This window comes from Microbacterium sp. NPDC076911, from assembly GCF_040687125.1.
In the GTDB taxonomy this organism is placed as follows: domain Bacteria; phylum Actinomycetota; class Actinomycetes; order Actinomycetales; family Microbacteriaceae; genus Microbacterium.
On the sequence record NZ_JBFBMP010000020.1, the window covers coordinates 1 to 1,281 of the forward strand.

The window sequence follows — 1,281 nt, forward strand, 5'->3', positions numbered from 1 at the left end:
GGGTCTGCTGAAGGTTTGGTTGACTCGGGTTTCTTGTCTACGCGACCAGGTCGACCGCGGTTCTCATTATGGTCTCGAACTCGACCGGTGTGAGCCGCCCGAGTCCGCGTTGGCGTCGTTTGCGATGATACTTCCCCTCGATCCATGACACGATCGCGAGGCGCAGTTCGGCGCGCGTAGCCCAGATTTGCCGGTCAAGTACGTTCTTCTGCAGCAGGCTGAAAAAGCTCTCCATGGCGGCGTTATCACCGCACGCCCCGACTCTGCCCATCGACCCGCGTAGCCCGTGGCGGCGCAAAGCTTGCTGGAAACTCCTGCTCCGAAATTGGCTTCCCCTATCACTGTGAACGATTACTCCACGGGGAAACCCACGGGACAGCACCGCGTTGTGAAGCGCTCTGACGGCAAGCGACGCTTTCATTCTTGAATCGATCGCGTACCCGACGATCCGCCTGGAGCACACATCTTTGAACGCGCACACGTAGAGCTTGCCCTCGCTCGTCCAGTGTTCCGTGATGTCGACGAGCCATTTCTCGTCCAGCATGTCAGCGGTGAAATCACGCATGATGAGATCGTCGCCGACCGGCTCGCCTGCTGACCGGTAACGGGTCTTGCGGGAAACGATCGTGGAGCGGATTCCCGCGACTTTACACAGCCGCCACACACGCCGTTCAGAGACCTCGTGGCCGAGATCGCGGAGATCGTCCGCGAGAACCCGATACCCGCCTTCAGGATCATCGTCGTGCAGAGCACGCAACACGTCGATGAGGTACCGCTCATTAACTTCTCGCGCCGAGACAGGACGTTTCACCCACTGGTAAAACGCCTGCTTCGAAAAACCCAACACCCTGCACGCCACCGCGACCGGCACCCTCACCAGGGCATCGGGCGCGGCCATCTCCTGGACGAGCGGGAACACTATTTTGGGGGCGCGATATGGATCTGCGACAAATATGCCGCGGCCCGCCTCAACACCTCGTTCTCCTGCTCCAGCAAACGATTGCGTTTGATCAGCTCACGAATCTGCGCATCTTCCGCCGTCGATACATCCCTGGGCAACGGCAGGCCCTGATCGGTGCGGTCGGCATCACTCACCCACTTCGATAGGGCTGACTTTGATACCCCCAAATCACGACATACCTGTCGCTGCGAACCGCTCTGGCGCACCAAAGCGACCGCGTCCCGCTTGAACTCTTCCGAATACCTCATCATGATCAATTATTCCGATCTCGCCACCCTCGCGGGAAGCGGACAGGAGTCAACCAAACCTTCAGCAGACCC

Annotated in this window: 1 protein-coding gene; it reads right to left on the reverse strand. The window is 59.5% G+C overall.

The features are described from left to right. Positions 1 to 37 precede the first annotated feature (37 nt). Positions 38 to 1,212 (reverse strand): IS3 family transposase gene (locus AB0O81_RS13965; protein WP_363585276.1). Its coding sequence is split into 2 segments (ribosomal slippage): positions 38 to 936 and positions 936 to 1,212, totalling 1,176 coding nucleotides; the frame shifts between segments, so codons are not numbered across the junction. Between the last annotated feature and the right edge of the window lie 69 nt (positions 1,213 to 1,281).